Source organism: Shewanella sp. SG44-2 (assembly GCF_014164215.1).
Classification (GTDB): domain Bacteria; phylum Pseudomonadota; class Gammaproteobacteria; order Enterobacterales; family Shewanellaceae; genus Shewanella; species Shewanella frigidimarina.
Map to the genome: position 1 here is coordinate 197,402 of NZ_JACJEU010000002.1, position 22,969 is coordinate 220,370.

General features: G+C 41.5%; 17 protein-coding genes and 1 pseudogene. 8 read left to right on the forward strand and 10 right to left on the reverse strand.

Annotated features, from left to right (window positions below; genetic code table 11):
- Positions 1-201: 201 nt before the first annotated feature.
- A complete protein-coding gene (locus H5181_RS02395; protein ID WP_182750111.1) occupies positions 202-2,337 on the reverse strand; it encodes a TonB-dependent siderophore receptor in 2,136 nt (711 codons plus the stop codon).
- A gap of 884 nt (positions 2,338-3,221) precedes the next feature.
- Here H5181_RS02395 and H5181_RS02400 point away from each other — a divergent pair.
- From H5181_RS02400 to H5181_RS02425, 6 genes are all read left to right on the forward strand, one after another.
- Complete coding sequence (locus H5181_RS02400) at positions 3,222-4,901, forward strand: glucan biosynthesis protein G (RefSeq protein ID WP_182750112.1); 1,680 nt, start codon at positions 3,222-3,224, stop codon at positions 4,899-4,901.
- An 11-nt stretch (positions 4,902-4,912) separates the two neighbouring features.
- The gene (mdoH, locus tag H5181_RS02405; RefSeq protein WP_182750163.1) at positions 4,913-7,096 is read left to right on the forward strand and encodes a glucans biosynthesis glucosyltransferase MdoH; all 2,184 of its coding nucleotides are present in this window, start codon (positions 4,913-4,915) and stop codon (positions 7,094-7,096) included.
- A gap of 189 nt (positions 7,097-7,285) precedes the next feature.
- Complete coding sequence (locus tag H5181_RS02410) at positions 7,286-7,933, forward strand: hypothetical protein (protein ID WP_182750113.1); 648 nt, start codon at positions 7,286-7,288, stop codon at positions 7,931-7,933.
- Positions 7,933-8,193: a hypothetical protein gene (locus H5181_RS02415; protein WP_182750114.1), complete on the forward strand. Its 261-nt coding sequence runs from the start codon at positions 7,933-7,935 to the stop codon at positions 8,191-8,193. Before H5181_RS02410 ends, H5181_RS02415 begins: the two co-directional genes overlap by 1 nt.
- A complete protein-coding gene (locus H5181_RS02420; protein ID WP_182750115.1) occupies positions 8,183-8,551 on the forward strand; it encodes a hypothetical protein in 369 nt (122 codons plus the stop codon). Before H5181_RS02415 ends, H5181_RS02420 begins: the two co-directional genes overlap by 11 nt.
- Positions 8,552-9,038: 487 nt before the next feature.
- Entirely contained in the window at positions 9,039-10,472 is a 1,434-nt protein-coding gene (locus H5181_RS02425; protein WP_182750116.1) for an MFS transporter, read from the forward strand.
- Positions 10,473-10,491: 19 nt separating this feature from the next.
- On the opposite strand, the gene H5181_RS02430 is transcribed toward H5181_RS02425, so the two are convergent.
- From H5181_RS02430 to H5181_RS02440, 3 genes are all read right to left on the reverse strand, one after another.
- Positions 10,492-11,247: a sulfotransferase family protein gene (locus H5181_RS02430; RefSeq protein ID WP_182750117.1), complete on the reverse strand. Its 756-nt coding sequence runs from the start codon at positions 11,245-11,247 to the stop codon at positions 10,492-10,494.
- 181 nt (positions 11,248-11,428) lie between these two features.
- Complete coding sequence (locus tag H5181_RS02435; protein WP_059746854.1) at positions 11,429-12,361, reverse strand: nucleotidyl transferase AbiEii/AbiGii toxin family protein; 933 nt, start codon at positions 12,359-12,361, stop codon at positions 11,429-11,431.
- A gap of 5 nt (positions 12,362-12,366) precedes the next feature.
- The gene (locus H5181_RS02440) at positions 12,367-13,140 is read right to left on the reverse strand and encodes a type IV toxin-antitoxin system AbiEi family antitoxin domain-containing protein (RefSeq protein ID WP_059746852.1); all 774 of its coding nucleotides are present in this window, start codon (positions 13,138-13,140) and stop codon (positions 12,367-12,369) included.
- Between the two features lie 269 nt (positions 13,141-13,409).
- On the opposite strand from H5181_RS02440, the pseudogene H5181_RS02445 reads away from it, so the two are divergent.
- Positions 13,410-13,667: pseudogene (locus H5181_RS02445) on the forward strand (DUF4172 domain-containing protein); the annotation flags it as partial.
- On the opposite strand, the gene dcm reads toward H5181_RS02445, so the two are convergent.
- On the reverse strand, positions 13,664-15,340 hold the full coding sequence (gene dcm / locus H5181_RS02450; RefSeq protein WP_059746849.1) for a DNA (cytosine-5-)-methyltransferase: 1,677 nt from the start codon (positions 15,338-15,340) through the stop codon (positions 13,664-13,666). The pseudogene H5181_RS02445 and the gene dcm sit on opposite strands and share 4 nt — an antisense overlap.
- Positions 15,341-15,452: 112 nt before the next feature.
- On the opposite strand from dcm, the gene H5181_RS02455 reads away from it, so the two are divergent.
- A complete protein-coding gene (locus H5181_RS02455) occupies positions 15,453-16,709 on the forward strand; it encodes a type II restriction endonuclease (protein WP_182750118.1) in 1,257 nt (418 codons plus the stop codon).
- Here H5181_RS02455 and H5181_RS02460 read toward each other — a convergent pair.
- The 5 genes from H5181_RS02460 to H5181_RS02480 all read right to left on the reverse strand — a co-directional run bounded on the left by H5181_RS02460 (position 16,681) and on the right by H5181_RS02480 (position 22,954).
- A complete protein-coding gene (locus H5181_RS02460) occupies positions 16,681-16,893 on the reverse strand; it encodes a hypothetical protein (protein ID WP_182750119.1) in 213 nt (70 codons plus the stop codon). The genes H5181_RS02455 and H5181_RS02460 overlap by 29 nt on opposite strands.
- A 243-nt stretch (positions 16,894-17,136) precedes the next feature.
- The gene (locus H5181_RS02465; protein WP_182750120.1) at positions 17,137-17,466 is read right to left on the reverse strand and encodes a hypothetical protein; all 330 of its coding nucleotides are present in this window, start codon (positions 17,464-17,466) and stop codon (positions 17,137-17,139) included.
- 341 nt (positions 17,467-17,807) lie between these two features.
- Positions 17,808-19,124: an anaerobic C4-dicarboxylate transporter gene (locus H5181_RS02470; RefSeq protein ID WP_011639250.1), complete on the reverse strand. Its 1,317-nt coding sequence runs from the start codon at positions 19,122-19,124 to the stop codon at positions 17,808-17,810.
- A gap of 222 nt (positions 19,125-19,346) precedes the next feature.
- Positions 19,347-20,555 (reverse strand): winged helix-turn-helix domain-containing protein, encoded by a 1,209-nt coding sequence (locus tag H5181_RS02475; RefSeq protein WP_182750121.1) that lies wholly within the window; start codon positions 20,553-20,555, stop codon positions 19,347-19,349.
- Between the two features lie 386 nt (positions 20,556-20,941).
- A complete protein-coding gene (locus H5181_RS02480) occupies positions 20,942-22,954 on the reverse strand; it encodes a CocE/NonD family hydrolase (protein ID WP_182750122.1) in 2,013 nt (670 codons plus the stop codon).
- Between the last annotated feature and the right edge of the window lie 15 nt (positions 22,955-22,969).

Here is a 22,969-nt window from a genome sequence, read left to right on the forward strand (position 1 = left end):
GGTGGCCACTCTGTTTCTATTTATCATTGATGAAATAGCAGGATGCCCTCGTTTCGATAACCATTAAGATCATCAATACGGCAATCAATACGATAACTAATACAATAAAGCCTCAGCATTAATGCTGAGGCTTTATTGTTTACAACATGTTGATTATTATTCAGTTAAAACTGAAAACATCTATCTTAGAAACAATACCGATTAGAAGGTGTAACCGACATCTAAGCTCAGTGAGCGGCCTGATGCTGGTACGCGTCCTGCTGGAGACACATCTAAGCCTCTAAAGTAGTACTCGTTATCAAATAGATTGTTGACCGACAATCCCACCTTTAAGCCATGATTATCTTGTTTGAAAAACTCAGTCGCAATATTGAAATTAACCACGGTATACGCAGGCACTTCGCCCGATGTGCCTGATACATCTTCTTCAACACTATTGGCAAGGTCAGCGAATGACTTGCTGTAATAGAACGCCATTAATCCTAAATCGACATCTTTAATGCTATATAAAGCACTGGCAGAAAGTTGATGCTTAGACACATAAGCCAATTCGTTGCCTGCAAACTCGCCATCAAGTTGTTCGGTATCTAAATAGTTGTAGGCGCCGGTTAGAACCAGATCTGGCAGCGACATCGGTGAATAAGTGCCTTCTAACTCAATGCCTTGGTTACGAGTTTGGCCAATATTGACGAACATACTGACGTTTCTGTCGTACTCAACTTTATTTTCAAAATCAATACGATAAGCGGCAATGCTCAAGTTACTGCGTTCTGTTGGGGTAAAGCGGACGCCTGCTTCATAGTTCCAAGATAGCTCTGATTCAAGGGTTTGATCTTTAGGCCATAATTGCGAAATTTGTGGTGTTCTCAATGAACGTTGAGCATTGGTATACCCAAACCAGCTTGAACTGAACTCGTAACCCAAGGTGATGCCGGGAAGCCACTCGGTCACGTGATTATCTTGGCTATAGTCTTGTCCAACATTGGTGAAGGTCATGCGGACATCTTCATATCTTATGCCAGGAGTAACCGACAATGTGTCGTCAAAAAATCCCACTTTATTACTCACATAATAGGCCATGGCATTGGTATCCATTTGCCAGTCACGCGGACGAGTTGCCGTTTGAGTCGACTTGTCTATGTGGTTGAGTTGGTAGCTAATGTCTTCATTAATATAACGAGCGCCGGCGATAATGTGCTGGCTAATATCGCCATCAATAAGCAGGCTTGCCGTTGGCTCAATGCCAAACACGGTAAAGTCTCGCGGAGAGTTACGCAGATGAGTAGCATCCTGGGTGGTATCGCTCCAGCTTGTGCCTAAATTGCCATCGGTGTCTTTGCTTGAATCATAAAAATCCCACTGAAAATTACGTGAACTTTTATTACCAAATACTCTGAGATCAATCTCACCATAATCGATAATTTTAGAGTCGTCGAGAACATGGCTATATTTCAATGACACTCGTTTAGTATCGGCATTAAACTCATCATTAGGGCGTAGGGATTGCTCGCGATCGGCTTCATAAGCGGGAGTATTTAATGCACCCGGTAGCTCAGAAAAAGCATCGTAATATTGCAGTGTGGCATCTAAGCTATTTTGCTCATCGATATTCCACAGGGTCTTTAACATTAGGTTTTTAATGTCAGTGTCGGAGTGTTCACGAAACGATTCCCCTTTGGTGATGTTGCCATCAAAACGCATTGAAAAATCTTCATTAACCGCGCCACCAGTGCTGATGTTGGTATCAAATAATGTATTACTGTCGCCAAAGAAGGTCATGCGTTCATTAACGCTGGTTTCCCAGTCGGTTGGAATTGGTTTTGAAATGAGGTTGATTACGCCGCCAACGTTGTTAGGGCCATACTGAATCGATGCTCCGCCACGTGCTACATCGATTCTATCTATCATGAATAACGTGGCAGGGAATAATGACTGGCCAGTGTGCCCATATGGCGCAAGCGTCATTGGGATCCCATCGAGTAAGACTTGGGCGTAACCACTGCGGCTGCTGTCTAAGCCTCGTACTGATATGTTAGGTAAAACCCCAGTTCCAGTTTCGTCTTTAATTTTAATCCCAGGAACTTGTTGTAATGCAGTGTCGATTGATCTGGCTGCAGTACGCTCTATTTGATCTGAAGTAATGATTGAGCGGTTACCGGTATACGTTTTTAAATCAGCAACTTCAGAATTGCCTAATAAGCTCCCCGTCACCACAATGATTTCAGGTTTGGCTTCTGTCTGACTTTTGTCGTCAGCAATTGCCGCCGAGCTAGCAAAACTTGCTGCAATGGCCATTGTTATGGTGGTTAAAGTGAATCTGGATTTTTCAGGTAACATGCATATTCCCTATGTTTCGTTTGGTCTGTTCTAAAGTGATAAGTTGACGATAAACGTTTCAAAGACCATTCCTCGATCTTCAGCAATCTCAATTATCAGTAATCAAGGATGCTTTGGCGTAAATAAGTGTGTTGTTTACGCGTGTTATCGATGGCGCAATTTGGAGTATTTATTGATGGGAGGAGAAAGGGCTGAGTTTACGATTCCGAAACTAGCCTGTTGGGGACTTGATTCTAAGTTCAATGAGCGAGAGGTAAACATAATGATCAAAGCATATTTTGGTATCGATTTTGATAATTATTCTCATTTGTGAGGTAGCCGTCAAGGTACGTACTAGTGCTTATGGTGTTGTTACTGTAAAGCTCTCTGCTCTAATAAAATTTTTAAGATATTTTTCTTAATTTAATCAATGTGATGAGGTGTTTTTGATTCATTACTTTTATGAATGTAAACTTTCAGTAAATAGCCAGTAAGTGCGAGCTTGCTGTACTAAATGTCATTGATAAGTGGGTAATTCACTCTGACTCGTTTCCATTAAAATAGAGGATGTTCTTATCGACCTGTTTTCTAGTAAATATCTGTATTTAAAGATTATTAAATATTGAGACTACCGTTGTTCTATTTGCTGTGCTCGAAATCAACAGCCTTTAAATGTAATGAATAACAACACGGTCGTTTTTCATTCTCCTTGTGTGCTATTTGGATATATCAATAGATTAAAATGTTATAGGTGCTGGTGGATTTTATTGATGAATACTTGTGCAAAATTTTGGCGTTCTGATATCGTTCGCGAAATAGAGCATAGGGTTGTGTACCAAGACATTTTGCCGCAATAACCGCTCTGAAACTCGCATATTAACGCTGTATTTTTTAGGTAGCCTATTATGGTTAGCTTACTGAGTTGCCGTACTTCGGCCTCATCTCACACTGTAAAAAAAGCGCTAACGCGTTTGTCGTTAGCCATGGCCGCAGGGCTTTGTTTTAATCTTGCAGCACAAGAACCCACACCACCCATTATTACCCCCACATCGCCTAGCGTAACCATACCGCTGCAAACTTATGCAGATGAACAAGCGATAGTGAAATCAGCTAATAACCTGAACACAGAAACCAAAGTGCGTTTTGCTAAAACGGCTAACTTTGACTCTGATACAGTGGTTAAAATTGCGCGTAAATTAGCGCAAAAACCGTATGTAGAACTTAAAGACCCATTACCCCCAGGGTTGGCTAAAATATCTTACGATGAATACCGCGATATTCGCTTTAAGCCAGAAGCTTCTATTTGGAAAGCCGAAGGTTTGCCATATCAAATGCAGCTCTTTCATCGGGGTTTTTATTTCCAAGACTTGATTGAAATTGCCTTAGTTGAAGGTAAACAAGCCAGCCATTTAGCCTACAACTCAGAGTTCTTTACTGCTGGTGATGTGTTGAGTCAGCGTTTGCCGACCCAAGATATTGGCTATTCTGGTCTACGCATCCATTATCCACTCAATAACCCTGCATATTTTGACGAGCTTATGGTATTCCAAGGGGCGAGTTATTTCCGCGCTTTGGGTAAAGGCAGCGATTACGGCTTGTCTTCAAGGGGATTAGCATTAAATACCGCAGAACCAGAAGGCGAAGAGTTTCCAATATTTAGGGCTTTTTGGGTAGAACGGCCAAACACCGACAGTAACTTAATTGTGGTGCATGCCTTGCTAGACAGCCCAAGTGTGGCAGGGGCATATCGATTTTCTGTAAGACCTGGCGAAAACACCCATATCGATGTGGAAGCGACGCTATTTCCACGCGTGGATTTAGTTAAAGTCGGTTTAGCACCTAGTACCAGTATGTTTTTACATTCAATGAATGGTCGCCAAAACACCGATGACTTTAGACCAGAAGTACATGATTCTGACGCGCTATTGATCTTAAATGGTCGCGGTGAGCGTTTATGGCGTCCGCTGGCTAATCCAAAGCAATTGCAAGTCAGTGCCTTTATGGACAACTCGCCACAAGGGTTTGGCTTAATTCAACGTGAACGTAGTTTTGATGCGTATCAAGATCTCGAAGCCCATTATGAGCGTCGCCCAAGTTTATGGGTTGAACCGGTCGGAAATTGGGGCGCGGGTGAGGTTGTGTTAACCGAAATTCCAACAGACTCTGAAATTCATGACAACATAGTTAGTTACTGGAAGCCTAAACAACCTATCGCAGCCGGTAGCGAGTTTCATTTTACTTATCGGTTAATTTGGGGCAGCGAGCCCGAAGTTGATGATGGCACTGTGATTGTGGCCCGTACCGCTAGTGGCCGCGCTGAAATCGCTAAAGCCACACCGAGACGTTTGTTTGTTATCGACTATCAAGTTAAAGAAGGCAATAACGATGAAATTCCGGTCGCCAAAGTGCAGAGTTCTGCGGGCGTCGTGACTAATGTGGTGGTGTCTCGTCAGCCTAAAACCAATGGTTATCGTTTGGCGTTTGAAATGGATCCACAAGATGCTGAATTGATCGAGCTTCGTGCTGAGCTTAAGTTTACTGGCCCACGCGATGTCGAAACCTGGCTTTATCGTTGGACGCTTTAAGCATGAACATGATGCAGCCAGATGCTGACATTAGCACTGTCGACCCTACGTTGGTCGGTGGTGCAGCCATGCCGCTAGAACGACCAAGCCCAATGGAAGCGCAAAGTTTACGTGCGTTGTCCGAAGGCATGCCACGTAAAAGTATTATTGCCAATGGCGTAAAGTCAGACGGATTACGCCGTCTGTTAGTGGTTGGCAGCGCGTTTATCATGTCGGTTATGGCTATTTACGAGATGGTGTCGGTATTTAATGTCGGCGGCGTAACGCCACTTGAATACATCGTTTTAGTGTTGTTTGCGGTTAACTTTTGTTGGATTGCATTGGCATTTAGCGGCGGCATAGCCGGCTTTATTATGCTACTCAAAAAGCCTGCGATAGAAACGGCCGAACGTATAAAATTGCATACCCGCACTGCGATATTAATGCCGACATATAACGAATCACCCGATCGCGTTTTTGCTGCAGTTGAAGTGATGGCGATGGCATTGGTTGCATCCGGCGAAAGCCATGCGTTTGACTGGTTTATATTAAGCGACACTACTGACCCCGATATTGCGTTGGCAGAAGAACAGGCATTTTTAATATTGCGCCATCAAGTGAGCAAAGATGCGCGGGTGTATTACCGCCGTCGACGTAAAAATGATGCCCGTAAAGCCGGTAATGTGGCTGACTTTTGTAAACGCTGGGGCGCCCGATACGATCACTTATTGGTGCTAGACGCCGACAGCTTAATGGAAACCCATACTATCGTCAGTTTGGCGAGACGGATGCAGGCAGACCCTGACGCTGGGCTTATCCAAACCATTCCGTATTTAATTAATGGCAATACCTTAATGGCGCGACTACAGCAATTTGCTGCGCGAATTTATGGTCCGGTAATTGGTACAGGTTTATCTTGGTGGACCCACAAAGAAGGTAACTTTTGGGGTCACAATGCCATTATCCGCACCCAAGCTTTTATGAGCGCCGCAGGGTTACCCAACCTTGCAGGTAAACCGCCATTTGGTGGCCATATAATGAGCCACGACTTTGTCGAAGCAGCCTTGATTCGACGTGCTGGTTGGAGCGTGGTCATTGCCGCAGACCTTCCAGGGTCTTATGAAGAATGCCCACCGTCTATTGTCGATTTAGCGGTGCGCGATCGTCGTTGGTGCCAAGGTAATTTGCAACATTCACGGGTATTGTTTAGTAAAGGATTACATTGGGTTAGCCGCTTACACTTACTTACGGGGATAATGGCTTATTTGTCATCGCCTTTTTGGTTAATGTTAATTTTGTCGGGTTTAATGCTGGCATTACAAGCGCACTTTATTCGCCCTGAGTATTTTACTGATCAATTCTCTTTGTTTCCCACCTGGCCAGTTATGGACTCAGACCGTGCACTACGGTTGTTTTATATCACCATGGGCATATTGTTTGGTCCTAAAATCCTTGGGATCATATTGTTACTGAAAAATAGCATCATGAGCAAGCAATTAGGTGGCAGAGGAAAAGCCATGATTAGCGTGGTGATTGAAGTGATATTGTCGGCACTGATTGCGCCGATAATGATGCTTATCCACTGCGGTGCGGTGATGTCTATTTTAGCCGGACGCGACAGCGGTTGGGCGCCACAACGCCGTGATGACGGCAGCTTACCTTGGCTAACACTGATTTATCGTCATCGTTGGCACATGTTAATTGGTGCGTTATTAGGTTACGCCGCAGTGCTTGATTCGCTTACCTTATTGGCGTGGATGAGCCCCGCGTTAATTGGTTTATGGCTTGCTGTACCGCTTTCTGCCATGACAGGCTCAGAGCGATTTGGCTTATGGGTCAAGCGCCTGAAAATATTGGCAACACCGGAAGAGGTATGTGCGCCGAAGCTTAGCCTAGATTCACAACAACGCCGCAGCGAATACGTTAACGCTATTGCACAACCGTGGACCTTATCAAGGCTACTGCAAGACCCAGAGTTAATGGATTTACATTTAGCCATTATTGACAAAAAGCCGCATCGCTTGCCTGGTTCAGCGGTTGAATCACTCGAAGCCATCACCCGAGTTAAAGTGCAAGAAGCGCAGTGCCAGCACAACATTGTAAAGCTGTTTACCCGTCAAGAATTGGCATATTTACTGGGTAATCCTTTATTACTAAAACAGTTACAAAAACTGCCAGAGCAATATGTCACCGAAGGCATCGTGTCCTTCTGTTAGGTGGTTGTAGAGTTCTGAATTTGAGCTGATTATTGTTGATATTTGATATTTGATATTTGATATTACATTATGATTTCTTCTTCATTTAAATTAAAGTTCAATGAGTTTTAAATTAAGAATATATTTTTATTTTTCTGATTTTTCTATGCTAGAATATTTTTAACGTACGGCATATTACAAGGAATCGTTATGCAATCATCTTATGTGAGTCAACAATACAAACAAAGCCCGCTTAAATTCTTAGTTAAATTAATGGATTTAGGTCGTTTCACTGCAGAGCTAGAGCGTCTCGATAGCGCAATGTATATTTTGACAGGAATAGTGACCTATAGATGTTTACACCATCATGAGCAACAAAGAATTAACGGTGCAATATTAGCTCTTCGTAGTTATGATGGTCCCTTATTTGGACATTTATTTGGAATGGTAGGTCAGATGAGTGCAAATCCTTATTGGTATTGCTGGAGTTTATCGAATGAAGAATTAAGAAATTTCTTTGTTGTTAATGATAACGCAAAATCTGCCTTAAGTTATATTGGAGTTGATTTATCTGGGCTTATTTCTGCTTCTACTATTGCTGGTGCACTCTTAGGTATTTATAAGAGTGGTATTAAAGATGGTTTGAAGAATGTTGCTGCACAATCAACAAATTATTCAGTAACAAAGGATGTTGCTAATGCTGGTAAATTACAGGGAAACATACCTAAGGGGGCTGCAATAGCAGCTGCTTGTATTACTGTTTTTGCATCAGTTTTGTTAGCCATGTCATCCACAAATGTAAAGAGTGCAAAACAGGAACTAATGTTGCGTGGACTACTAACTATGGATGAGTTTTAATGTTTGGTTATATTTTTTGGTCTATTGCTGCACTTATTGGTGCAGTATATGCTGTTGTTTTTTTAATAAAAAAACCATCAAGTAAATTTTCAGTAATATCTTACTGTATTGCACATGCTGTTTTGTTATCTGGTGCTTGTATTATGGCTCTGGGTTTATTCGATATTGCGTTGAGTTGGGCTGGGAAGTTTATTATTGTAAGTATAATATTCTTTCATAATATTTTTGGGGTATGGAAACTTAATAAAAATGAAATTTAGTTTTTATTTATTTATTTTATACTTTCCTTTTAATGCTTTTGCCGTTGACTGGGAAAATATTGGTTTTCGGTCTGGTGTATTAACGATGTGCTCTCAATTACCTTATGAATTTTCAACAGAACAGCAATCTAAATTAATAAGTCTATCCGATGCATTATTTTTTGCTAGTGAAAAGAACGTCAATAGTAAACAATATTTTATTGAAGGTACTATGAATTTTTTTGGCAGTTTAGAGCGCTCTGAAAAAGCAATATTTAAAGATAGTATGGATGCCGTTATGGTCACAATAACTAAAAAAGTTTGCTTAGATTCAATTGTTTCAGCTGACTCTCTTTTATTGTTAATTGATAATAAGTAGTAAAGAAGTGTTACATTTTGGGGGCTTAAATAAATATTATTTTCAATGTAACTTTAAAATAATCGGTAGGTTAATTTATTTATAGTGGTGTATGTTCTTATTCTCTTTTTACCCGTCAAGAATTGGCGTATTTACTGGGTAACCCTTTATTGCTAAAACAGTTACAAAAACTGCCAGAACAATATGTTACCGAAGGTATCGTGTCCTTCTGTTAGGTGGGTTTAATTTGTTGTAGATGTGCAAAAGCCCTGTCGGTTTATATTGACAGGGCTTTTGTGTTTAAGGAGTTTATACCAGCACAGTGCGCACTTATGCTTACAACCACAATAGCGGATTATGTGATCGTCATAGATTGTTAGCTGGGCACTTATCAGCCATAATTTTAAACACTGACGTTAATTTGAAACGTCAATTTGTGGCGTTAATCCGTGACGTAAACCCATAACCCTAATCAGTTACTTAGCAATGGCGTGCATTCATACATCTTATGGCTTTAGAACCTTCATCGAGCAGCAATAATCCTTGTTCGCGCAGTCGTGACAGACTGTCGTGGCTTCGATGTACCCTACGCCGTAGCCAACAAGAGGCGGTTGCATCGTCAACCATGACCGCCACCAGTGATAACTTTTTTAATGCTTATGCCATATTCTTAGGGGCTAGTTTAGGCCAAATGGGCTGGGTAACTGGCTTACCCCAGTTGTTTGGCTCACTGGCGCAACTGTTGTCAGTATGGCTGGCGAGTCATTTCAGTCGTCGGCAATTTATAGTGGCATGTGCAGTGTTACAAGCCGTAGTTGTGTTAGGTATGGGCGCGTTAGCGGCATTTAGACCTGATAATGCAGTGTGGTTATTTATTGGCTTAGCGGTGTTGTATCAAGGTTTTATCAATCTTATTCAGCCGCATTGGCGTGCCTGGATGGGCATGATTGTACCGCAGCGCCGCCGAGGAGCCTTTTTTGCTTCACGTACTCGATTAACCATGATGGCCTCGCTGAGTGTGTTTTTTGTCGGCGGCGGTATTTTAACCTTAACCGACTCAATAGAAATGGCATGGTTGGGTTTTAGTTTACTGTTTTCGATTGCGGCAATGGGCCGGTTTACTTCAGCCTGGTTGTTACTGCAAATGCACGACCCCGAGCCTAGAATTGCCAAAGCGTCTGGGGTGTTTAAACAAACATTTGGTAATTTTCGTGAAGCCTGGAAAGACAAAACCTTCCGCCATTACAGTTTATTTGTTGCGGGTATGCAGTGCATGGTTGCCATTTCGGCACCTTTTTTTGCAGTATACATGCTGGAAGAACTGCATTTTACCTATTTTGAATTTGTGCTTTCTAGTGTGGCCTCTATTTTTACGCAGTTTATTACCTTGCGATTTTGGGGCCGATTTAGCGATCTGTACGGCAATAGATTAGTGATGATCATCACCAGCTGCTTAATTCCCAGCTTGCCTTTATTGTGGCTTTTTTCCGACAACTATCTTTATATATTGGCGATTCAAGCCTTTTCCGGTTTAGCCTGGAGTGGCTTTACCTTAAGTACTGCCAATTACCTTTACGATATTCGACCTTTTCGCAGTGACTTTGCTATTTATGCCGCATTACAGGCGGCATTGAGCGCGGGTTTTGTGTTTGTTGGCGCGATGGTGGGAGGCGTGATTGCCTCTTATGCAGCAGAGTTTCTAATCTGGACAGGTTTAAACGCTTGGTTAACCAACCCAATATTTTTGGTGTTTATGGTATCGACCACCATGCGATCGCTGGTGGCATTGTGGTTTATTCCGCGCTCAGTTGAACCCAAAGCTCGCCCAAGACCGCAATTACTGACGCTTATTTTCCGCATCCGTGGTTTTAATGCCATATCGGGTGTCAGTTTAGATTGGTTAACCGTTGCTAAGAAAAAGCGTTCTAAAAATAAAGACTAAGAAAGGATAACTAACAATACTAATCTAGGCGGTAATCAAAAAACTTACGTTTATCTGGGCCAGAGGCATTAGCGCTAATTTTATTTGGGTGTTTATATTCATCCCAGCTGGCCACATTGCGGCCCATGTTTAATTGTGGAAAGTTTAACGGTGGAAAGTCCAGTTGCGGGAGTTCAGCCGTATTAGGCTTTGCTAAACCGATAAACTGCAACAGCGTAGCAAGGCTACCATCGACACTGATATCAATAGAGATAAAGTCATTTCGCCCTGCAAAATAGCTCAACACTTGCTGCTGGTGGCGTTGGTAACAGGCCGTTAAATGCGCTTCATCAAACACATCTTCAACTTGCAATATATCAAAGCAATGATTAAAGCTGCGTTTCATTATTGGATGAAAGCGACCATTGTCTTTATCTAAATGTACCAACATTCTGCTCAATAGCATTTGCATCGACGGTAACCACTTATCTAGCGGCCTATCTAAATAGACAAATTTAGCGTTGGGAAATAGCGTATCTAATTGTTGATAATCACTGAAACACGGCGCATCAGACACCGCATCGGCCAACATAAACGCCTGCTTAGTAAAGGCTTGGTGGGCAACCGTTAACCCTTGCTCAAGCAACGCCACGCTCACACTGGTTGTGCCCGTACGTGGCAGGCCAATAATAAACACTTTATTTGCCTGTTCATTTGCCACAGTGGGTTTAGGTAAAGTGGGTTTAGGCTTAGCGGCTTGTGGTGATGTTGATACTTCAGTTAGCTTAGGTGTCATTAATTACAGTCGCATTGAGTGATAAAAATTTAAAGGTTATAGAATCAGTAAATGATTATACCGAAATGCCAGCCAAGGTGTTATTGCGCTTGCTAGTCGGATCCATGAGGCAATTAACCATCCTATTCGCCTCATATGGTGAGGCGAATAAATTGCTATTTTCACAAATTGAATGCTTAAATTAAACTGGAGTTGCGGGCTTGGCAGCAAGAACTCTTTTAAGCCGGTCATAAGCATATGCATGCTTATCTGGAGACATCTTAGTTAAATTTTGCTGCTTCCAAAGTATGGCGGGTAATTGTTCAACACCGGAAAGTCCAAGCAATGACCAGTTGGGTGATCGGTTTTTGAATGACAATAAAAATGTTCGTTCTTCTCGTGTTAGCGAGATGTTTATTATTTTCACTAATTGTTCCCGTGCTGCCTCAAGCTCTGTCTGTGGGATATCGTATTCAGCCATGTTAATAAATTCACCTCGATACACATCTGAGATGTTTTTAAAATGAGGATTTAGTAGTTCGGCGATTGGACGAGGGTGACTGATAATATATACCAGTAGTGCTTTACGTAGTTCATCGGTAAGTCCTTCGTTATCAAGTAATTGCTTTATGTCGAAAAGATCTCTTGGATGTTGGCGATCGAGCGCTGCACAAATCTTACCCGCATACAGATCGGCAAAACTCACAACTACCATTTCAGCAAAACCAAATTCATCTTCAACAGCTTCATTTACAGAAATGAGTTTTGACTCGTAAACCGTCCCACGTAGAACTGGAGAAAGCTCTATTTTAATTTGAACACCATTTCGTTCTACTAATAGACGTAGCGCATCAATTTTATCTTGGTATGAACGAACAACGCGGGTGTTATCGATGCTGTTTATGATGGATGAAGCCAATGTATCTAAGTTCTCTTTAATTGTCAGTAAGGCTTGTTGCCTTGCCATCATGGGCAGGAATACCAGATCAATATCAACGGAAAGCCTTGGAAAGTCACGAACAAACAAATTGATTGCCGTCCCTCCTTTAAGAGCAAAACAGTCGTGCTGGGCAACAAAGGGAATAACTTGAAGTAACAGTTGGACCTGTCGATAATAATGGCTTTTTCTATCCATCGTGGTTACATCTCCTTGGGTATAGTGATTTGCCAAGTTGGCTCTAGTTTGCCGTTTTGTGCGATAAGTCGCTTGCCTGTGCCTAGGTCATATTGTTCAGGTGTCAGATACTTAAGCCAGGCATGTTGTTGTCTATTTGCCAGCCAAAGAAACAGCCGTTTAATTTTGATACTGCAGCAGGCTTTAAGTAAGACATCCAACTTACGTGGTGAAAGATTGCTCAACCCCTGCATAATTTGATCCGCGTGTTCAAAGCTAGTGTGTTGGGGCACTGTTGTTAAGAGCTCAAGAATCGCTTTTTCTGGACAAGAATAAAAAAGCGGAGGGAGTGATTCTCTCCACGTGTTTTGTCGTAGATATTGACTATTGTGCATCAGTGTTTCTGGCCATATACGTTTTGTGCCATGCCATTCAAACTCTGCTGAAATATCGATTCTGTCCAGCCAGCGAGGTAATGCGGAATTAGAATAAAGCTGTATTTTAGGTTTATCGCCGATAGACACATAATGCCCCAAACCCTCAAGCTCTAACGCTGTTAAGCCTCCCACATGAATAGGACTATCTGACATACGTTGTACAGAAGCAACAAGGCCTTTCCAGGAGAGATTTGCCTCCAGTCTTACATAAACCCCAGCGGTGAGGGGAATTAAAGTTCGGCTACGTACAGCATTGTCTAGAAAGTGCAGGCTAAGCCCTTGTGCTTCAAGCCATGGTTTTGTGGCTACCATATCCAAAGGCAATGCATTCTGTAGTTGTGTTCTGGCTTTAGTGTTCAGCATGTTCGACTATCGCATCTGGTTTGATTAGGCTTAAATATACGTTGATTATTGACGTATTTTGTTCATTATTCAAACTTTATTATCTATAAAAGTTTAAACTTTGTCATTTACACGTTAATCATTGCCGTAAAAGTTTAGTTTTTCAAACTAAGTTTTTTTACTTTTCAACGTTAGTTTAGAGCTAGCAAGATGTGGTGATACAGATAAATCAGTCAGCTTAGATGTCATTAACTTGCTATTCGCCTCATGCTATTAATAACATTGAACTAACCATCGCGAAAACCCAATTCTGGCTTCGTGTCGATCGACGCTTACTCACCTCAGCGTTAACCACAGAACAAGTTAAGGTACTTAACCGGCTGCTTGATGGTGATTTTAGTGATGGGATCAGCAGTAGCCAATATCAAAAAGTCGCTAAAGTCAGCCGCGCAACCGCAACCCGCCATTTAGCTCAACTAGTTGAACAACAATGTTTGGTCAAAACCGGCGCGGGCGGTAGAAGCACAAGGTATGTGTTGCTTAATTAATCAAATTCCTTTGTCAGTTCAATGGCGGGTCTCAGGAGTTTTGCCACAGCTCTAAATACAGGCACAACCACTGAATTACCAAATTGTTTATACGCACTAGCATTAGCACAAACTATTTTAAAGTCATGATCATATCTTGTTCGATCAAATTCAGGCTTTTCAAATCCCATCAGTCTTGCACATTCGTTTGGTGTGAGGCTTCTTGGTGTTTTATATAAAGGATTAAATTCTTCAGCGTAGCGACCAAACTTTTCATCGTAAATTTTTTCTCCATCCTTTATCAGTTCCTTAGATTGCTCTGATTGTTCTATGTCACCTAGAGATTTTAATGCATGGGAAGTTGCAAACTCTTCTCTTTCTTGGTTCTTGAAAATACCATATTTCTTTTTTGCTTCTAGGTATTCATTTTCAAGCCCTTGATGATTTACAAGAATTTCTGAGCCATCTTTGTAATAGCGAGCAGAAAGGGTACGAGTTGTAACATGTTGATCTCTAGGATTAACAAGACCAAAACCAAAGCCGTTACCTTTGGTTTTATGTTTTAAAGCATAATGATAAAGATAATTCCAAAGGTTTGGGGTTAACGTATACCTTTTAACTTCAGCCTCTGTTAAATCTGATAAGATTTCATCAAGAGTATAACGACTTTCAGGTTTTTCTATTTGAGACAAAGATAGATTTTTTAAATCAGGAAATTTCTGTATAAGATCATTTCTGATTCCTACCAGAACCACTCGTTCTCGATGCTGGGGTGTGAAATGAATACCATCAATAATGGTTGGTTCTATTTTTCTTTTTCTAACATTTATTATTGCATCTTCAATATCTTTACCAGCATTAGTGATATCAAGCAGCCAGTATCCTAATTTGTCTAACGTTCTGATAATTGTTGCGAATGTATTACCTTTGTCGTGGCTTTTGAGATTTTTGACATTCTCAAGTACAAAAAATTTTGGTTTTCTTGCTTCAATTATTTTTTCTACGTCAAAGAATAAAGTACCTTGAGTGTCGCACTCAAAGCCGTGTGCTCTGCCAAGGGATATTTTCTTTGAAACACCAGCAATAGAAAAAGGTTGGCAAGGAAAACCTGCTAAAAGTACATCATGTTGTGGAACATGTTGAAGTATATGTAACGCCTTTTCTGATTCGGACATAATTTGGCAATTGCTGCATGTGACCTTTGTTATATCCATAAAAGAAGTATTTGCCCTGGAATTATCTTCTTCTTTGTCAAGGAAGTACGGTAACTCATCTTTATCGACATAGTAGTTAGCAAGATATGTTTTTCTAGCTTTTTGATCTAATTCATTTGTAAATACACATTTACCACCTAAATCTTCAAATCCTTTCCTAATACCACCGATTCCGGCAAAAAGATCTATGAATGTGAATGTTGGATTATCCCAATGTTCTGGTTTCTTGGGCAACAAATGACTTTCGATAAATAGCCTAGTTTTTTTGTCTAAGTTTATACATGCAGAATTAGAGTTTTTAGACCATTTGTTTAGGTTTTCACGGCTTACGCCAATACCAATCTCACTTAATTTTATAGCTAGATTTTTTTGATCATATATTTCAATTAGTAACTTGAATAATGAGTGTGTGGCAATTTCGTCATCTTTATGGAGGAGCTCATTGAGTTCATCTCCAAGAGTTATAATATCTTTAACCATGACTTTAGTTTTAAGGGGGATTTGTGTGAGATTCTATCACACAAGAATCCCAGATTGTTGAGGCTTTTGATATCTATAATCTTTGGTTGAATCAGCTGACTAACGAGATGTTATGAGGTACATTGATTTAGGTTTTAAATTTTTTATAACTACGAGGTATAAAGTGGTATTTTCTGATTGGTTATCAAGCATTTCTTCTACTGGTTATTCTCTTTACATAAAAAGATTATCTGCTAATGATACTGGCGCTAGTGGCGGTCATCAAGTCGGAGTTTATGTTCCGAAAAATGTGATGGATAATCTTTTTCCTTCATTGAATGTCATAGATAGGTTAAACCCTGACCTGTATTTTAAAGCCGTAACTTTGTCACATGATTTTGATGATAAACAAGTAAGAGCTATTTATTACAATAATCGATTTTTCGGTAAAACCAGAAATGAAAAACGTATCACTGGTTGGGGAGGAAAGAAATCACCATTACAAAATCCCGATAATACAGGTGCCTTAGCTTTATTTGCATTTGTTCGGGGTAATAAATCTGATTGTGCAACTGTTCAGGTATGGGTATGTAGTACTATTGAAGATGAAGATTTCCTTGAGCAATCGATAGGTGAAGTTTTACCCGGTGAATGCTTATTTGGTCCATCAAGCAATCTGTTAAGTGGTTTTAAGCGCACAAACCCAAAAGAGTCGAACCTGTACAAAATACCAGATGCTTGGAGACTTAAATTTCCTTCTGGTGAAGAATTGATTAAGTATTTGGCTGAAGTTTATACATTTAAAGCCGCAGAACCAGATGACTTACTTATTGAACGCAGGGATGTTGAGTATACTGCATTTAAGAAAATTGAAGAGTTTCATGTGCTTGATAAAATCAGGGATGGTTTTGATACCGTTGATGACTTTGTTAATCTTGCAAATTCAGTAAGCAACCGACGTAAATCTAGATCTGGAAAGTCACTGGAATTACATTTAGAACATATATTTCAAGAGAATGGTATTACAAACTTTACTTCACAATGTGTAACTGAAGCCAACAAAAAACCTGATTTCATTTTCCCTTCTTGTGACTCATATCATAACAAACTATTTCCTAGACAAAATTTGCGAATGTTGGCAGTAAAAACTACATGTAAAGATAGATGGCGACAGATTATTAATGAGGCTGATGATATCAAAATAAAGCATTTATTTACCCTACAAGAAGGGGTTTCAATTAATCAATATGCTGAGATGAAATTAGCTGGAGTTAAACTAGTTGTGCCGAAATCTTTGCACCGCTGTTATCCGGAACAAATTAGGGGTGATATATTATCGCTTATTGAATTTATGACCGATGTTAGAGTGAACTGTTTTGATTTGAATTAATGTTGTCAAATATATCTTCGAAAGCATTATCTATAGAGAAAACCAACCCAGTATCTAACTCTTCATTATTTTTCGAAACCGACCAAATATAGCCGCCGCGATATTGGTCAGGATTGGGTTCTATATAGATATCAAAACCATCAATAGTATCTTCAACTACTTCGGTATATGAATTATCACACATGGTGTTATCTCCAATGAATTACATGCGGTATTGTCAGTATTATTCAATAAGGAGTCCACGGACTATGAGTCACATTGGCTTCTTTTAAACACCGAAAGTGATGATTTATTGAGTGGATTAATTCATATGATCTTGCCAAAGCCTGCTATATCGGCATATGCAACTGTTGAAAACAGGATGTTTTCGTCAAGCCCCCATGGATGGGTTTACGGCGTGTTGCATAGGACGATGTGGTGGGCGAATTTACTTGGAGGATATTAGATTAAGATGAGCGATAAGATGTTCGCTTGTTTCGCACTCAAAAATGTTAATTGCGTCAGCACCTGCATAGATTTCGGGTGCTTCATCCGTCCCCTCATTCGTTGCGGACTCAATAGTGTACCGTGCACCATTTTCTTCACGGTCATCGGCCATTTCATGATCAACCCACAATTTTCTGTATTGATCGCCTTGTTTAAAATAGAAGCTTACACAAGTGTCGTTACCGTAACTGTTATCGATTAAAAATGGATAATCATTAGGGTTAAATCCCAAATTAAACTGAGTTCCAAAAGCTTGTAAATATGGCTGCATAATCATATTTCTTATATTTTTTAAGGTACATTTATTATAGTTTAAATCGTTATTTTTATAGGGTTACGAGTTACCTTTTTAGTAAAAATAGAGTTCGCTATACAAGATTTTTAACTCTATATTTTGTATTGATTATCAAAATTTTAACTTCATACTTTGGTACTATCTACTAGTGGTTGGAGTTGCCTAGCATTCAAGTTCTCACCTAGTAATAAACATAAAAATGGCAGCCAGTTTGGCTGCCATTTTTGTTGATGCTAGCGACTTGTTTTTGTAAATTCACTAGCGATTTATCACTTTAGTTCTTAGCTTAAAGCTCAAAGCCAAATTACAAGCTAGGGCTAGTTAATCGCCATTGATATAAAGTAACCCACAAATGTGGCGGTTACTACGCCAATAAAGCCTGGAATAATAAAGCTGTGGTTGAGTACGTATTTACCAATGTGGGTGGTGCCGGTTCTATCAAAACTAATTGCGGCTAAATCGCTTGGGTAGAATGGGAAGAAGAAGTAGGCATAACACGCTGGTAGTACACCAATTAATACTGGTGCTGGGATGCCGAGTGAATACCCCAATGGCAGCATTATAGTTAATACCGCTGCTTGGCTTTTTAAGAAGATAGAAGACACAAACATCGCGATAGCAAATGTCCATGGATACACGCTGACAATGTCGCTTACCGCACTCACTAAATAGGTTTTATGGTGCTCAATAATGGTGTCACTCATCCATGCAATACCAAAAATGATAATGACCGCAGTCATACCGGCGGTAAACACGTTACTGGTGACAATTTTTTTCGGTGAGATATTGGTGGCGAGTAATATTACTCCACCGACTGATAGCATCATAAATTGAATCGCTACCGACATGCTGACGCCAGCTGGCAGTATTTGCTTACTAAACATCGCCACCATGATAACGGCAAATATACCCAGTAAAAATACTGTTAAGCCTTTCTTTGCTGTCGATTCGGCCTGGGGTGTTTGCACCTCATCTGCTTTGGGGTCGGTTAATGCTTCACGAAACTCATCATCTGTTAAACGTGCCTGAAACTCTTCATCTTTATCTAAATCTTTACCGCGCTTTAAGCTCCAAGTACACGCTACTAGTAAGCCTGTTAGTGTGGCGGGAATGGTCACCATGAGTACATCAAGTAAGTTAATATCTAGATTATTATCAACGGCAGTGGCAAGCACTACTGCTGCTGCAGCGGCAATTGGGCTGGCTGTAATGCCCATTTGTGATGCTACAGTTGCCATGGCTAATGGACGTTCTGGGCGGATGCCTTTTTTGTACGCCACATCGTAAATTACAGGAAGAAGGGGATAAACAGAATGACCAGTACCAACCAGAACGGTTAATGAATAGGTACATAGTGGGCCTAAAAAGACGATGTGCTCTGGATGTTTACGTAATAGTTTTTCAGCAAACTTTACCAACAGCTTTAAACCGCCTGTGGCCTCTAACGTCGCCGAAGCCGCCACTACGGCTAGAATAATTAACATTACACTAATAGGTGGCGCACCTGGTGCAACGCCAAATACAAATGCGAGTACCGATACACCCAACCCGCCCAATAAACCAAAGGCGATACCGCCATGGCGAATACCAACAAATATCACCGCTAATAACAGCAGCATGTGTATATAAAACATCGTGTTTTCTCCCCGCGTAAGTTTTTATGTAGGTTGTTATTATTTTTAGCCTTTTGAAGGTATCCCACTACATCTTTGGGGTTAGTGACGTAACTCAAGCTATTGAATTGGGTGTGGTAATAAATGTTTAAAACGTGAACAACATTACATACCGCTGCATATATTGTGTTGCGTCACTTTTGTAGGGGAGGGGGAACTGTATTCGAAGTACAGAGTATGCAGTTAACTACCCTGTTGACTTGCTTTGAGTAACATTTTAGCAATCGTTTTATCGTTACATTGTATTAGTTGCCAACGCTGGCAGTTGTTGAATGTGCAGTAGTGATCAATGGCCTCGATTAACGCAGAAACAAAATGTGTTTTGTCATTTAATTCATCATGTTGGTTCGTCAATGTGCTCGTTTCAATGTGCAGGTTTTGCAGTAACAAACATTGGTTTTTACGGTCGGCTTTTACATCCACGCGGCCAACAAAACCGTCACGCCATAGAATGGGCAGTGAATAATAGCCGAATTGGCGTTTAGCCTCAGGCACATACACTTCTATTTGATAATCAAACCCAAACCATTGCCTAAGCTTTTGGCGTTGAATGACTAAATTATCAAACGGATTAAGTAGCCAGACTTTATTGGGAATAGCAGTGGGTAAGGTGAGCGTAGGTTGGTAGAAGTAAACGTGTTGTGTATTGGCGCTGGAGTCGGTAAAGCTGGCGATATCACCTTGTTCGCACAGTTGCGCTAATGTTTTGCTGAGTAGAGGTTTGAGGCCTTTGCGTAAATATTGTATTTGCTGCAAATTACCAAAACCATGCGCCGATAAATAACGCTGAATCAAGTGTTGGGCAAATTCTGTATCGCTAGGCACTGTGGTGTCGATGTGCTCTGGGAGTACTCGCTCTGTTAAGTCGTACACCTTTTGAAACTTGTCGCGCCTAGCAACCATTAACTCGCCTTGCATAAACAACTGCTCAAGCGCTTTTTTAGCTGGTTTCCAATCCCACCAAGTGCCATTTTTAGTGTCTGACTCATGGGTGAACTGACTGGCTTTTAATGGACCTTCGGCGCTAATACGGGCTTTAACTTCACGCATGACTTTATGTTCTGGTTCAAACCAATGCTTACCACCTTGTTGTAATTGCTGTTTGCGATACAGGCTAAAACGGTAGTCTTCAATAGGCAGATAAGCAGCCGCATGGGACCAATATTCAAACACCGTTTTATCGCTCATTGCTGCGTCCAACATGGTGGCAGAATATTCGGGCTGGCGACTGTGTAATACATGATGATGCGCGCGTTCAACCACATTAATCGAGTCAATTTGTACATAACTTAATTGCTGGACAAGCTTTGGCAATGACTCCAAAGGCTGTAATAAACCTTGCTGCTGCATATTGAGTTGGAGCCACTGTTTAGCTGAGTAGGGATTGGTCATTAAAGGCCTTTGCTGTAAGTGCTAATGCGTATAGATGCACAAGTGATGCATGGCATTGTAGACTGAAATTTACCTCAGAGTACACAAGCAGTTGGTGATAAGGCTGGTTGATGCTGGCGCGGATAGATAAAAATTTTTTTAGTCTGTTTTAGCATTTTCAAACGGCTTAATTTGGTATTCCCTGTCTTTAATCATTTCCCCGCAGTTGGCTGCATATCGGTGTACCGATATGCAGCCCAAATAGGTTAAGTTTGTTTCTGTACTTGTTTCGTCCTTAATGCCTTTAGTACATCGTTCTGGGTTGTGTGTAGTGGCAACGTGATTGTGAATAATACGAGGATCTATTGAGGCGATACAGAATACCGGCCTAAATACCCACTTCAGTATCAAACCCAGTTACGATTAATACGAAGGTTCCAGTTTTGCGAATAAACGCGCTTGTCTCCTTCATAAGCGTCTAGCTCTGCATCCAGATAAAAATAAAACTCATCGCAGTGCAGTAAGGTTCGAGTGACGGTCTCTACAGCCCAGTCACCTCGCTTAAACCCCCATCGCCAGAGAGTTTTACCCTGTGCCGATTGAAAGTCATCACGCTGATAGGAGTACCACTCATTCGCTTCGCGATTCACAATCAAGTCGATATCATCGAGGAGGTAAGTACCGTTGTCGTTAATGACTTCTAAAGTAGACAAATCCTTGTCCAGTTCGCGGATTACTCGCCAGTTATGATGTCCTTCTATAAGTTGCTGCTTGGCACCACTGACGGAAGCCTCAGGATCAAGGAAAGTTATCGTTTCTTCACGTGGGATTCGACTCGGCAATATCACCCGACTGCAACCAGTGTAAATCTTGAGTTGTGTCGACTCTGCTGGAGGCCAAGCTAGCGGAAAATAAGAGGAAGAAATTGCAATTCGGATCCGGTGGCCCTTAGGGAAGGTCTGCGCGATACCGTTAAGCTGAAGCTTTACCCAATAGCGCTTATTTGGTTGCAGTGGAGTCGGATTTTCATGGCTATCTCTATGGGTCAGATTCAGCAGGCCGTATGTTACTCTCGAGCTTTTGTTGTCTGGATGCACATCCGATAGACGAACAGCGATCATTGCCATTGGCTTACTGGCCGATATTTCTAGCTCGATTACCACCGCGCCCATGATCTCAAGCGTGGTGTCCAGAGCTTCACTTGTGAAAACTAACGCGCCGCCTTCTTCTTCACGCTGATCATGGGGAAGATCTGGTGTTGTGCTATATGAACACCATTTACCCGCAAACAGACCGTTACTTAATGGCGACTGCAAGCACAGTTCTTCCTCCGCAACTTCTGCAAATTCATCTACCAATCGATATTTATCAAGCTTGAAGGCAAGTGTACCAATATTGGATGACGGCCAAGATGGTTCGCTGACCCAGCGGCCAAAGCGTTGATGGTAAGACGTTGACGGAGGCATACTGTCCAGCATCCATGCCCGCAGCATGGGTTCGTCCATAATGCCGGTCTCAATACCTTTCAACCATTTATCCCACCACCGCAGACATTCCTGCAAAAAACCAATTGCAGGGCCGGGCACGCCAATATGCGGGTATTTATGGCTCCAGGGGCCAATTAATCCTTGTCTCGGACCAGGCAAGTTGGTGAGCAGCCGAAAAACTGCATTACTGTAGCCATCGGCCCAGCCGCTGACAGCCATGACTGGGATCTGTACTTTAGAAAAATCTTCGCAAATTGAGCCATGTTGCCAATATTCGTCACGGTGTTGATGATTAAGCCAAGTATCGAGCCATAAGCCACTGCCTTTAAGGCGTTCAAACCACATGTCGCGCCACTTGTTACCGACAATTTGTGGATCCGGAGGTAAAGAGTTGTAAGCAAACATCGTCGAGGCCCAAGAAAGATTATCACCGAGCAGGCAGCCTCCCATATAGTGCACATCATCGGCGTAGCGATCATCAGTAGAGCAAACGCTGACGATAGCTTTAAGTTGCGGTGGTTGCATTGCCGCAATTTGCAAGCCATTGAATCCCCCCCATGAGATCCCATACATGCCAATATTGCCGTCGCACCATGGTTGCTTCTCAAGCCACTCAATAACAGTGATACCATCGTCGAGTTCCTGCTGCAGATATTCGTCCGTCAGCACACCTTCAGAGTCGCCGCTTCCACGGATATCCACACGGATACAGGCATAGCCGTGTCCGGCAAAATATGGATGCATGGTTTCGTCGCGTAGTCTGACGCCATCACGTTTACGATAAGGAATAAACTCGAAAATAGCCGGTACAGGCTTAGCTTCAGCATTTTCTGGCATCCAGATGCGGGCTGAAAGACGAATGCCGTCGGCCATCGGGATCCAGCAATGTTCGATATGGCGGATTTTGTATGCGCAGTGCTTGGCAGCCGTCATATTTCCTCCTTATGG